Annotated in this window: 10 protein-coding genes; 5 read left to right on the top strand and 5 right to left on the bottom strand. The window is 67.0% G+C overall.

The genetic code is table 11. From position 1 onward, the window contains the following. The first annotated feature begins 219 nt into the window (after positions 1-219). Together IB269_RS27360 and IB269_RS27365 are read left to right on the top strand one after the other, a co-directional pair. Positions 220-2,385 (top strand): TonB-dependent receptor, encoded by a 2,166-nt coding sequence (locus IB269_RS27360; protein ID WP_099734334.1) that lies wholly within the window; start codon positions 220-222, stop codon positions 2,383-2,385. Between the two features lie 18 nt (positions 2,386-2,403). Further along, complete coding sequence (locus tag IB269_RS27365) at positions 2,404-3,633, top strand: PepSY-associated TM helix domain-containing protein (RefSeq protein WP_192368790.1); 1,230 nt, start codon at positions 2,404-2,406, stop codon at positions 3,631-3,633. 349 nt (positions 3,634-3,982) lie between these two features. Here the strand turns inward: IB269_RS27365 and IB269_RS27370 are convergent, their stop codons facing one another. Beyond that, entirely contained in the window at positions 3,983-4,261 is a 279-nt protein-coding gene (locus IB269_RS27370; RefSeq protein WP_043781210.1) for a PsiF family protein, read from the bottom strand. Positions 4,262-4,454: 193 nt separating this feature from the next. Between IB269_RS27370 and IB269_RS27375 the strand changes: the two genes are divergently transcribed. Further along, the gene (locus tag IB269_RS27375; protein ID WP_013803592.1) at positions 4,455-5,282 is read left to right on the top strand and encodes an undecaprenyl-diphosphate phosphatase; all 828 of its coding nucleotides are present in this window, start codon (positions 4,455-4,457) and stop codon (positions 5,280-5,282) included. Between the two features lie 91 nt (positions 5,283-5,373). On the opposite strand, the gene IB269_RS27380 is transcribed toward IB269_RS27375, so the two are convergent. From IB269_RS27380 to IB269_RS27395, 4 genes are all read right to left on the bottom strand, one after another. Then, the gene (locus tag IB269_RS27380) at positions 5,374-6,243 is read right to left on the bottom strand and encodes an alpha/beta fold hydrolase (RefSeq protein ID WP_192368791.1); all 870 of its coding nucleotides are present in this window, start codon (positions 6,241-6,243) and stop codon (positions 5,374-5,376) included. Then, a complete protein-coding gene (locus tag IB269_RS27385; protein WP_192368792.1) occupies positions 6,240-7,298 on the bottom strand; it encodes a proteasome-type protease in 1,059 nt (352 codons plus the stop codon). Before IB269_RS27385 ends, IB269_RS27380 begins: the two co-directional genes overlap by 4 nt. 55 nt (positions 7,299-7,353) lie before the next feature. Beyond that, on the bottom strand, positions 7,354-9,942 hold the full coding sequence (gene mutS / locus IB269_RS27390; protein ID WP_043824531.1) for a DNA mismatch repair protein MutS: 2,589 nt from the start codon (positions 9,940-9,942) through the stop codon (positions 7,354-7,356). A gap of 370 nt (positions 9,943-10,312) precedes the next feature. Next, positions 10,313-10,819, bottom strand: coding sequence for a hypothetical protein (locus IB269_RS27395; protein WP_099734331.1), 507 nt, complete (start codon positions 10,817-10,819; stop codon positions 10,313-10,315). Between the two features lie 208 nt (positions 10,820-11,027). Between IB269_RS27395 and IB269_RS27400 the strand changes: the two genes are divergently transcribed. Next, complete coding sequence (locus tag IB269_RS27400; RefSeq protein WP_013803538.1) at positions 11,028-11,546, top strand: sigma-70 family RNA polymerase sigma factor; 519 nt, start codon at positions 11,028-11,030, stop codon at positions 11,544-11,546. Between the two features lies 1 nt (position 11,547). After that, positions 11,548-12,555, top strand: coding sequence for a FecR domain-containing protein (locus tag IB269_RS27405; RefSeq protein WP_192368793.1), 1,008 nt, complete (start codon positions 11,548-11,550; stop codon positions 12,553-12,555). The last annotated feature ends 1 nt before the right edge of the window (position 12,556 follow it).

A 12,556-nucleotide genomic window follows, 5' to 3' on the forward strand; every position in this document is an offset into this window, starting at 1 on the left:
CAGGGCGCCAGATGCATCGGGGCGCCGCGAGCTGCAGGGATCTCCGTGGTCGTTGGAAGATTGCGGCTATGGGGAGTGCGCACAAACTATTGCGAAGGGCCTTTGAATTCAATCACTTGGAGGATTGCTTCGATGCAACAGATTGAGAAAATTCATAGCGGCGCCCTAACGTGGTTGGTAAGCTAACGGATTCTGTAAATCATTCTCAGTATCATCCTCATGCCCTCCATCCGCCCGATTTCCCTGGCCGTTCTCTGCCTGTGCAGCCAGCAGGCCCTGATTGCCCAGACCCGGGGCGGCGACCCCGTGCTGGAGGCCGTGACGGTGGAGGCCAGTGCCGACGCATCGGCCCAGGGCCTGTCCAAGCCCTTCGCAGGCGGCCAGGTGGCCACGGGCGCGCGCAACGGCGTGCTGGGCACGCTGGACTGGAAGAATTCCTCCTTCTCCACCACCAGCTACACGCAGCAGCTGATCGAAGACACCCAGTCCAAGAGCGTGGGCGATGTGCTGCTCAACGACCCGGGCGTGCGCCAGGCGCGCGGCTTCGGCAACTTCCAGGAGCTGTATGTGCTGCGCGGCTTCCCGGTGTACTCGGACGACATCGCCTACAACGGCCTGTACGGCCTGCTGCCACGCCAGTACATCGCCTCGGAGTTCTTCGAGCGCGTGGAGGTGCTGCGCGGCGCCAATGCCTTCCTCAATGGCGCGGCACCGGGCGGCAGCGGCATTGGCGGCACCATCAGCCTGCTGCCCAAGCGCGCCGGCAACGATGCGCTGACGCGCGTGGGCGCCGGCATCCAGACGGGCGGCCAGGCCTTTGTCTCCACCGACATCTCGCGCCGCTTCGGCCCTGACCAGAGCACCGGCATCCGCCTGAACGCCGTGCGCCGCGACGGCGGCACGGGCGTGGATGGCGAGGACCGCTCGCTCACCGCCCTGGGCGTGGGCCTGGACTGGCGCAGCCGCAACGTGCGCCTGTCGGGCGACGTGGGCTACCAGCGCAACAGCTACAACGGCGGCCGCCCCAGCGTGACGCCCGGCAACTTCATCCCGGCGGTGCCCGACAACAAGACCAACTACGGCCAGAACTGGTCGTACTCCACCGAGCGCGACCTGTTCGCCACGCTGCGCGCCGAATGGGACATCAACGACACCACCACGGCCTGGGCCGCAGGCGGCCTGCGCCGCGGCAAGGAAGACAACTCCCTGAGCGGCGTGACCGTGAGCAATGCGGCCGGCGACACCACGGGCACGCGCTTCGACAACAAGCGCAAGGACAGCGTGGGCACGGGCGAGGTCGGCATCCGCACGCGCCTGGCCACGGGCAGCGTGGGCCACGAGCTGGTGGCCACGGCCAGCACCTACTCGGCCACCGAGCGCAATGCCTGGGGCATGGGCTTTGGCGTGGTCAACAACATCTACAACCCCTGGAGCAGCGCGCGCCCGGCGATGACGCTGTTCGGCGGCAACCTGGCCGATCCCACGCGCGTGGGCGAAACCCAACTCAACAGCTTTGCCATCGGCGACACGCTGACGATGCTGGACGAGCGTCTGCGCCTGACCGTGGGCGTGCGCCGCCAGAGCATCGAGCAAAGCAGCTACGACTACAACACGGGCGCGCAGACCGACAACTACAAGAAGTCGGCCACCACGCCCATGCTGGGCCTGGTGTTCAAGACCAGCGAGAACACCTCGGTCTACGCCAACTACATCGAAGGCCTGACCAAGGGCGCCGTGGCGCCGCAGACGGCCAACGACCTGCCCGTGTCCAACGGTGGCCAGGTGTTCGCGCCCTACAAGTCGCGCCAGAAGGAAATCGGCTTCAAGTGGCAAGGCCAGCAACTGGGCGCCACGGTGGCGCTGTACACCACGGACATGCCTTCGGCCTATGTGGCCAACCAGGTCTTCGGCCAGTACGGCAAGCAGCGCAACAGCGGCCTGGAGGCCACGGTCTTCGGCGAACCCGTCAAGGGCCTGCGCGTGCTGGGCGGCGTGACCTTCAGCGAAGCCAAGATCCGCGAGGCCGCCGATGCCACCACCATCGGCAACTACGCCATCGGCGTCCCCAAGCGCCTGCTCAACCTGGGCGTGGACTGGGATGTGCCCGGCGTCTCGGGCCTGGCCCTCAATGCGCGCGTGATGCACACGTCCAGCCAGTACGCCAACGGCGCCAACACGCTGAAGGTGGCCTCGTGGACGCGCACCGACATCGGCGCGCGTTATCTCATGGACATCGGCAACAACCGCCTGCTGACCCTGCGCGCGCGCATCGACAACCTGTTCGACAAGGGCTACTGGTCGTCCGTGGGCGGCTACCCGGGCGCCAACTACCTGGTGCAGTCCATGCCGCGCACCTTCTCGCTGAGCGCATCGGTGGACTTCTGAGCCGGAGCGATCTGAAGCATGCGCGCGTTGTGGACGGTGGTGCACCGCTGGATAGGCCTGGTGCTGGCCGGTTTCCTCACCATGGCCGGCCTCACCGGGGCCGTGCTGTCCTGGGACCATGAAATCGACGAATGGCTCAACTCCGACATGCTGGAGACCCCGGCACGCGGCCCGCTGAAGACCCCGCTGGAGCTGGCCGCCGCCGTGCAGGCCAGCGAGCCGCGCGCCGAGATCAGCTACATGACCCTGGGCCTGGTCGAGGGCGAAGCCGCCATGTTCATGGTGCGCCCCCGGCCCGACCCGGCCACGGGCCAGGCGCCTGCGCTGGGCTATGACACGGTCTTCGTCGATCCGGTCAGCGGCCACATCACCGGCCAGCGCAACGGGCGCAGCTTCGCGCTCAGCCAGCGCAACCTCATGCCCTGGCTGCGCCACCTGCACGAAAGCCTGCTGGCCCCGCGCTTTTGGGGCACGGACCGCTGGGGCTACTGGTTCATGGGCAGCCTGGCCCTGCTGTGGGTGGCCGACAGCTTTGTCGCGCTGCTGCTGACCTTTCCCGTCAAGCTCAGGAAAAGCGCCCCGCGCCTGACGGCGGCCGTGGGATCGTGGTGGCGCCGCTGGCTGCCCTCATGGCGCGTGCGCTGGGGCGGCGGCGCCTACAAGCTCAACTTCGACCTGCACCGTGCGGGCGGCCTGTGGGTCTGGGCCGTCATCGTCATCGTGGCCTTCACCTCGTTCTCGCTGAACCTGTACCGCGAAGTCTTCTACCCGGTGATGAGCACCGTCTCCACCACCACGCCCGGCCCCTACGAAACCCTCAAGCCCGCGCCCCAGGGCACGCTCCTCGTGCCCAAGGTCTCGTTCGCCCAGGCCATCGCCATCGCCCAGAGCGAGGCCAAGCGCCTGGGCTTCGCCCAGCCCGCAGGCGGCATCTGGTGGGGCGGCGACTTCCCGTTCTACAACATCTCCTTCTTCGACCCGCACGACGAAACCGGCGCCATGGGCATGGGCCTGTCCAACATCTACGTCAGCTCGGACAACGGCGAAGTCCTGGGCACCTACCGCCCCTGGCACGGCACCGCAGCCGATGTCTTCGTCCAACTGCAGCTGCCCCTGCACAGCGGCCGCATCCTCGGCACCCCCGGCCGCGTGCTCATGTCCTTCGTCGGCGTGCTCGTTGCCGTCCTGTCGATCACCGGCGTCATCATCTGGTGGCGCAAACGCAGGGCTAGGAAGATGACCCCCTGAGCGGCTGCGCCGCTTCCCCCTTCTCGCTTCGCGGATGGGGACGCAGCCCTCACTGCGGGGCGGCCCTTGCTCGGCTGCCCGCGCTTGAGCCCTGCGAGTTTGAACGGCTGTCGGTAGTGCACGGCTCCATTGATAGCCAAATCAGAAAACTATCCGCCTAAACAGCAAAGCCACCGAAAACGGTGGCTTCAATGAAAGCTTGCTGCAGAAATAGGGCGCAGCCTCCAAATCTGGCGCGGCCCGACACCAGAGACGCCGAGCAAGAGCCGCCTCGCGGCGAGGGCGTCGTCCCCCTCCCCCGCGAAGCGGGTAGAGAGGGGGAAGCGGCGTCAGCCGCTCAGGGGGAGCTTCAATCCTTCTTCAAGCATTCGCTCATGAACGCCTTGCGCTCATCACCCTTCTTGCCCGTGGCGTCCACGTTGCAGGTCTTCATGCGTTCCTGCTGGCGCTTCTTGCCGTCGGACAGGCAGGACTTCATGAACTCCTTGCGTTCATCGCCTTTCTTGCCGGTGGCTTCGGTGTTGCAGGTGCCCATCAGCTTTTGCTGGGCCGTGGGAGCCTTGTCCCCTGCGGCCATGCCCATGCTGCAGGCCAGGGAGACAACTGCCAGAACAACGATTTTTTTCATGATGGAATGGTTTTGAAGGCGCGCTGAAGTCCAGCGCACCCACATTGCAGCACAGTGCCGGGCGCGCAGCAACGTTGCGGGCCCGGCGTTGTAAAAGTTTGCGATTGCCGCTGACAGGCGGGCAGGCGGACACCGGCAGGCCATGGCCAGCGCAGATAATGGCCCACTTTTGCATTGCGACAGGACGCTTGCCGTGGACATTCTTTTGCTGGTCAAGGCCGCCATCATGGGCATCGTGGAAGGGCTGACGGAGTTCCTTCCCATCTCTTCCACCGGGCACCTCATCCTTGCAGGCTCGCTGCTGGGCTTCGACGATGCCAAGGCCAAGGTCTTCGACATCGCCATCCAGACCGGCGCCATCTTCGCCGTGGTGCTGGTGTACTGGCAGAAGATCCGCTCCACCGTGGTCGACCTGCCCACCAGCCGCCAGGCGCAGCGGCTCACGCTGAACGTCATCATCGGCTTCCTGCCGGCCGTGGTGCTGGCGCTGATCTTCGGCAAGTTCATCAAGGCGCACCTGTTCACGCCCACCGTGGTGGCCACCACCTTCATCCTGGGCGGCTTCGTCATCCTGTGGGCCGAACGCCGGCCGGCATCGGCCATGCGCGTGCAGACCGTGGATGAGATGACGCCGCTCGATGCCCTCAAGGTCGGCCTGGTGCAGTGCCTGGCCATGATTCCCGGCACCAGCCGCAGCGGCGCCACCATCATCGGCGGCATGCTGATGGGCCTGTCGCGCAAGGCGGCCACCGATTTTTCGTTCTTCCTGGCCATTCCCACGCTGATCGGCGCCGGCGTCTACAGCCTCTACAAGGAGCGCGCCCTGCTGTCGGCGGCCGACATCCCCATGTTCGCCGTGGGCCTGGTGTTTTCCTTCATCAGCGCCTGGCTGTGCGTGCGCTGGCTGCTGCGCTACATCTCCACCAACAGCTTCGTGCCGTTTGCCTGGTACCGCATCGCCTTCGGCATCATCGTGCTGGTGACGGCCTTCACCGGGGTCGTGAGCTGGAGCGAGGTTTGACCCAGGCTTGGGCGAAGGGCCCCAGGCATTCCTCAGGCACCAACGCAGAAGGCCACCGCAAGGTGGCCTTTTCACATTCGGGGTGCCCGGTTCAGGCCTCGGAGCCCAGCAGGTTCAGCAGCGAGGCCTCGATGGCGGCGGCCGTGGCGTGGGGCCGCTCCATGGGGAACAGGTGGCTGCCGTCCAGCATCATCACGCGCCCGCGCGTGATGCGGCGCGTCAGGTCCATGCCCACCTGGCGCATCTCCACCGAGGCACGCCCGCCGATGAAGGCCGCCGGGCAGCGCAGCGGATGGTGGTGCAGCAGCGAGGCCAGGTTGTGCGGCAAGGTGTTGTAGATGGCGGTCTCCACCTCGCGCGTGAAGTGCAGTGTGCGCCGGCCGTCCACATCGGACAGGCCGCCCTGCACATAGTCCTGGAGCACCTGCGGGTGCCATTGCGCAAACACCTTCTTGGCGCGGAAGTAGGCCAGTGCCTCGTCATCGCTGTCCCAGGCATTACGGCGGCGGGCGCTGATCTTGCCCGGCGAGACCGAGCCCACCAGCTGCGTGCGCTTGGCCACGCCCACGGCATTGGCGCGCCAGCCGCTGAGCAGGGGCGAGTCGATCAGCAGCACGCCACGCGCCAGTTCGGGGTGGCGTGCAGCCGTCATCACGCTCAGGAAACCGCCCAGCGAATGCCCGACCAGAAAGACCGGACCGCCCACGCGCTCGACCTCGGCGCGCGTGAACTCGGCCAGTTGCTCGACCAGGTGCGGCCAGTTGTTGGTGACGGGAAAGCGCGGGTCATGCCCGAAGCGCTCCACGCCCTGCGCCGCGATCCCGCGCTCGGCCAGCAGCGAGAACAGCAGCCGGTAGGTGGGCAGCGCAAAGCTGTTGGCATGCGAGAAGACCACGGGCAGCGGTGCCGACCCCGTGCCCGCATCGCTGTCGGCCCGCAGCGCGGGCCGGGTCGCGTTCACGGCTGAGGCTCCTGGCCGGTTCGGTCCGCAGCATCCGGCATGCCTTGCTGGTGGCCGGAGGGTTGCCCGGCGTCCGGCCGCATGGGCGATGTCGGGCCCGGCTGCAGGGGCGTCATGGGCGAGGTGGCCAGCCCGTCGGCCGTGGAGGTGCCCAGGCCTGCACCCGTGCCGCTGTGATAGGGCTGGCGCAGCGCCGCAGGCGGCAGCCGGCCCATGCTGCGCGCCGACGAGCGCAGGGCGCCTGCCGGCGCGGTGACCTTGGTCAGCGGCTGGGCCTGGCGGCTGTGCACGCGAATGGGCACCGCGGAATCGCTGCCCTCCCAGGCCGGGTCTTCGATGCTGTCGAAGACATGGCGCAGGCGCTCGCCCCAGCTGTCGTGCAGCATGCGGAAATACGGATTGCTCTCGTCGATGCTGACGATCTTGTCGGAGGCAAAGCGGTCCTTCTCGTACACGATCAGGTCCAGCGGCAGGCCCACCGAGAGGTTGGACTTGAGCGTGCTGTCCATGGACACCAGGGCGCACTTGGCGGCCTCGTCCAGCGGCGTGCGCGGCGTGATCACGCGGTCCAGCACGGGCTTGCCGTACTTGGACTCGCCGATCTGGAAGTAGGGCGTCTCGCTCGTGGCCTCGATGAAGTTGCCCGCCGAATACACCTGGAACAGCCGCATGTTCTCGCCCTGGATCTGGCCGCCCAGCACCAGCGAGATATTGAAGTCCACACCCGAGCGCGACAGCGCCACGCCGTCGCGCTCGAACACATGGCGCACGGCCGCGCCCAGCACGCGGGCCGCATCGAACATGCTGCGCACGTTCCAGATGGTCAGCATGTCGCCCGTGGCCTCGTCGCGCAGTTGCTGGCTCTCCAGCAGCTCGCGCACCGATTGGGTGATGGACAGGTTGCCGGCCGACAGCAGCACCATGAAGCGGTCGCCGGGGTTCTCGTAGACCATGAGCTTGCGGAACGAGCTGATCTGGTCCAGGCCGGCATTGGTGCGCGAGTCGGCCAGGAAAACCAGGCCGGCGTTGAGCTTGATGGCAACGCAATAAGTCATGGAAACGTCCGAATCTGCGGAAATGGCAAGTTTAGTGCGAGGCGATTGACCGCGTTCAGGCGGCGATCTTCTTGAGCTGGTAGAGGGCTTCCAGCGCCTCGCGCGGGCTCAGTGCGTCGGGATTGATGGCGGCCAGCGCCTGGGCCAGCGGGTCGTGGCGGCTTTCGGGCTCGGGCATGTCGGGCGCATCGAACAGGTCCACCTGCAGGCGGCCCTCGTCGGCATGGGCCTCAAGTGCCTCCAGCGCATGGCGCGCGTGGTGTAGCACGCCGGCCGGCATGCCCGCCAGCTTGGCCACCTGGATACCGTAGCTGCGGCTGGCCGGGCCGGGCTGGATCTCGTGCAGGAAGACGATGTCCTGGCCCGACTCCGCCGCACTCACATGCATGTTCACGGCCGCGCGTGCCTTGGCCGGCAGCTCGGTCAGCTCGAAGTAGTGCGTGGCAAACAGCGTGAAGGCGCGCGTCCTGTCGTGCAGCTGGGTGGCGATGCCGCTGGCCAGCGCCAGGCCGTCGAAGGTGCTGGTGCCCCGGCCGATCTCGTCCATCAGCACCAGGCTGTGGGGCGTGGCCGAATGCAGGATCTGGGCGGCCTCGGTCATCTCCATCATGAAGGTGGACTGGGCATTGGCCAAGTCGTCGGCCGCGCCGATGCGCGTGTGGATGGCGTCGATGGGCCCCAGCCGGCAGCTGGACGCCGGCACATGCGAGCCCATGCTGGCCAGCAGCACGATCAGCGCCACCTGGCGCATATAGGTGGACTTGCCGCCCATGTTGGGGCCGGTGATGACCTGCATGCGCGTGTTGGCGTTCATGCGCGTGTGGTTGGCGATGAAGCTGCCGCTGGAGGTCTCGGCCATGCGGGCTTCTACCACGGGGTGGCGGCCGGCCTCGATCTCGATGCAGGGATGGTTCACGAACTCGGGCGCGCACCAGTTCAGCGTCAGCGAGCGCTCGGCCAGCGTGCACAGCACGTCGATGGCGGCAATGGCGCCGGCCACGCGCGTGAGCGCCGGCACATGGGGCTGCAACTGGTCCAGCAGCTGCTCGTAGAGGAATTTCTCGCGCTGCAGCGCGCGCTCCTGCGCGGACAGGGCCTTGTCCTCGAAGGCCTTGAGCTCGGGCGTGATGTAGCGCTCGGCGTTCTTCAGCGTCTGGCGGCGGCGGTAGCGCTCGGGCACCGCGTCCTTGTAGCTGTTGGTGATCTCTATATAGAAGCCGTGCACCTTGTTGAACTGCACGCGCAGGTTGGGAATGCCGGTGAGCAGCTTTTCCTTGGCCTCCAGCTCCAGCAGGAAGTCATCGCAGTTGTTCTGGATGGCGCGCAGCTCGTCCAGCTCGGCGTCGTAGCCTGTGGCAAACACGCCGCCGTCGCGCACCAGGGCGGCCGGCTCTTCCATGATGGCGCGCACCAGCAGCTCGGCGCAGCCCTCGGGCGGCTGCAGGTCGGCAAACAGCTGGGTCAGGTGGGCCGAGGGCGTCTGCCCGGCCTGGGCCAGCACGGCGGCCTTGTGCAGCGTGCGGCCCAGTCCCACCAGCTCGCGCGGGCGCACCTGGCGCAGCGCGGTGCGCGCGGTGATGCGCTCCACATCGCTCACGCCCTTGAGCTGCTCGCGCAACTGCTGCCAGGGAGCGGCCATGCCGCCTGCGCTGGCGCCCTGCAGCGCCCGCGTGGCCTCCAGCCGCGCCATGGCCTGCGTGCGGTCGCGGCGCGGCTCCAGCAGCCAGGCCTTGAGCAGGCGGCTGCCCATGCCCGTCATGCAGGTGTCCAGCAGAGAGAACAATGTGGGCGAATCCTCGCCGCGCAGCGTCTTGACCAGCTCCAGGTTGCGGCGCGTGGCCAGCGGCAGCGCAATCAGCTCATCGTCGCGCTGCACCTGCAGAGCGTGGATGTGCGACAGGCTGCGGCCCTGCGTGTGCTCGGCATACGACAGCAGCGCGGCGCTGGCGCCATGGGCCAGCGGCAGGTCCTCGGCCTCCCAGGCCTTGAGGCTGGCGGCGCCCAGCAGCTCCAGCAGCTTGCGCTCGCCCAGGCCGCCGTCGAACTGCCAGTCGGGGCGCGGCGACAGCGGGCAGGCAATGGAGCCGCCATGACGCAGCGCGAACAGGCTCTGCTCGAAACGCTCGGTCACGCCTGCGCTGTAGATCAGCTCGCTGGGCGCGATGCGCGAAATCCAGGCGCCCAGCTCATCGTGGGAACACTCGGCCAGATGGATGCGCCCCTGCGTCACCGCCATCCAGGCCAGGCCGCAGCGCTGGCGCCCGGCCGTGTGCAGAGACAGCAAGATCGCCTCGCTCTTGTCCGACAGCAGCTCACTGTCGGTCAGCGTGCCCGGCGTCACCACGCGCACCACCTTGCGCTCCACCGGGCCCTTGGCGGCGCCGACCTCGCCCACCTGCTCGCAGATCGCCACCGACTCGCCCAGCTTGATCAGCCGGCCCAGGTAGTTCTCCAGCGCATGGAAGGGCACGCCCGCCATCGGAATAGGCTGCCCCGCCGTCTGCCCGCGCGTGGTCAGCGTAATGTCCAGCAGCCGCGCCACCTTCTCCGCATCCCCGAAGAACAGCTCGTAGAAATCCCCCATGCGGTAGAAAACCAGCGTGTCGGGGTAGTTGATCTTGATGCCCAGGTACTGCTGCATCATGGGCGTGTGCGCCGACAGATCAGGGGCCGGAGAGGGCTGTGTGCTTTGCGAAAGGTCGCTCATTGGCTTGGGAATCAACAGGTTGCGGCGGCATGCAGGTGCCGGGCAGGGCCTTCCTTGGTGGCGCGGGGCCGGAGGAAGGCGCAGATGTTCTTGTGTCGCGGTGCCCGTCGTCGACCATCTCCCTGGTGGGGGATGCGGCAGCGGGCAAAGGTCACATTATTGACTAGGCGGGGTCGGGTGGGCTCCGCGGGGGCAAGATCGGTGGCGTTAGGTGCTCTGCTCCAGAGGGGCGCTGGCTGACTCGCCTGCACGGCAGGTAGGTTGGGACACCAACCATGGCGGGCTCCCTTGGCGCAGGCGCTTGCCTTCAGCGAGATTTCACTGCTTTGCGTGTCCACTCCAGGGACTCAAGTGGCTTTCCGGAGTGGAATTCAAGGATGGGTGAACCCGCTTGATAGATATTCGCCTGCACCAGAATTTGCTTGGCCTTGCTCGCTGCGTTGATAAAACGCTGTGCGTCCTTGAGGAAGACGATTGTCGAGTCATGGTCGGCTGAAGGCGATCCTGAGAAATCCATGGGTTTGCCATCATCAAATCTCACCTGAATCTTGCAGCCGCTGGAAATGGGGCAAATGATCTGGCCCTTTTCAATGGAGAGATAGACCTCCAGTCCCGCCTTGCGTTGCTTGCGTACAGTCAGCGTGCCGTGGTTTTTCCCGGCATAAGGGAACGGTAGATTGAGTGAGTTGTTGCTTTCGATATATGCAAACTGCATTTTCTCACTCGTCATCCTGTCTTCCTGCTGCTGGTATTGCCAAGCTGCATTCGCCGATGCCGCCAACGTTGCAGCGATCACAATTGCTATTTTTTTCATTGCCTGTCTGTCTCGCGAGATGTGGTTTGCAAAAGCCAAGCCTCAATTTACCACTGGCTTTGGGATGCTTGGGACGCGCTCGCGTGGGCATCGCCCCTGGGTAGGCGGGCGTCATGGCTGGCGCGTCCATGGGTGGAATGCAAACCATTCTTATTGCGGACGGCTAAAATACCGCCCCATGTCCGTGCCGCACACGCCTCCAGAATCCATGCTCCAGGTCCAGCAGCTGTATGTGGGCCACCATGCCTGGCTGCTGTCGCGTCTGAAGGCCAGGCTGCGCGACACGGCCGAGGCGCAGGATGTGGCGTCCGAGACCTTTGTGCGCGTGGTGGCCGCGCGCCCCGCTGCCGTGGTGCAGGAGCCGCGCGCGTTTCTGACCACCATTGCCAAGCGCCTGCTGTTCACACTGTGGCGCCGGCGCGAGCTGGAGCGGGCCTATCTGGAGACCCTGGCCCTGCAGCCCGAGGAGCTGGCGCCTTCTCCCGAAGAGCGCGCCGTGCTGCTGGAGACGCTGGAGCACATCGCCCAGGCGCTGGACGGCCTGCCGCTCAAGGCGCGCCAAGCCTTCTTGCTGAGCCAGATCGACGGCCTGACCTACCAGGCCATTGCCGACCAGCTGGACATTTCCCTGAGCACGGTGCGCCGCCACATGGCCGAGGCCTTCCGGCGCATCGCCATCGCGCTGGCCCGCCAGCAGGCCGGCATTGCGGTAGCGCGCGGCGGCTGACATGGCGGCCTCTCTTTCGCAGGACGGCAACGGCCTGGATGCTGCCACCGAGGCGGCCGTGGGCTGGCTGGTCACGCTGAACTCGGGCACCGTCAGCGATGGCGAGCGCCAGGGTTTCGAGCAATGGCTGCGGGCCGATGCCGGCCACCGCCTGGCCTGGGAGCGGCTGCAGGCACCGCTGCAGCAGATGCTGTCGCCGCTGCGCACCGGCGCGCCTGCGGCCTCGGGCAGCCTGATGGGCCAGGCGCTGCAGCGTGCCGAATCGCGCATCCGCCGTCGCCGCAGCCTGCTGCGCGGCGCACTGGGATTGGGCGGCATGGCCGTGGGCACCGCCTTCGTGGCCCACCGCCACGCACCCATCAGTCAATGGGCTGCCGACCTGCGCACCGGCACGGGCCAGCGGCGTGATTTTGCGTTGCCCGATGGCAGCACCATCACGCTGGATGCGCGCTCGGCGGCTGACCTGGATTTCAGTGGCGGCCGCCGCACCGTCATCCTGCGCCAGGGCACGCTGCTGGCGCATGCAGCGCCACAGGCCTGGGAGGCAGGGCAAGGCGCCGCCGCCTTCATCGTGCGCACGGTCCATGGCCAGGTGCGCGCGCTGGGCACGCGCTTCGTGGTGCGCCAGGAGGCCGGCAGCAGCCTGGTGAGCATGCTTGAGCACAGCGTGGAGATCACCACGCCACAGGGTGCAAGCCAGGTGCTGGCCCAAGGCCGCAGTGCACGCTTCGGTCTGGCGGGCATTGCCGAGGATACGACCGAGCCCGGCACCGCGTCGGCCTGGCAGCGCGGCATGCTGGAGGCGCATGACCAGCCGCTGGGCGAGGTGGTGCAGGCCCTGCGCGCCTACCGCGCGGGCTTCATCCGCGTGGCGCCGCGTGCGGCGGCCCTGCATGTCTACGGCACCTTCTCGCTGGACGACACCGACCGCGCCCTGGCGGCGCTGGCCGAGACCCTGCCCATTGCCGTGAACGTCTACCAGCGTGGCTGGCTGGTGACTGTCGAGTGAC

It is taken from the genome of Delftia sp. DLF01, from assembly GCF_014852125.1.
In the GTDB taxonomy this organism is placed as follows: domain Bacteria; phylum Pseudomonadota; class Gammaproteobacteria; order Burkholderiales; family Burkholderiaceae_C; genus Comamonas; species Comamonas acidovorans.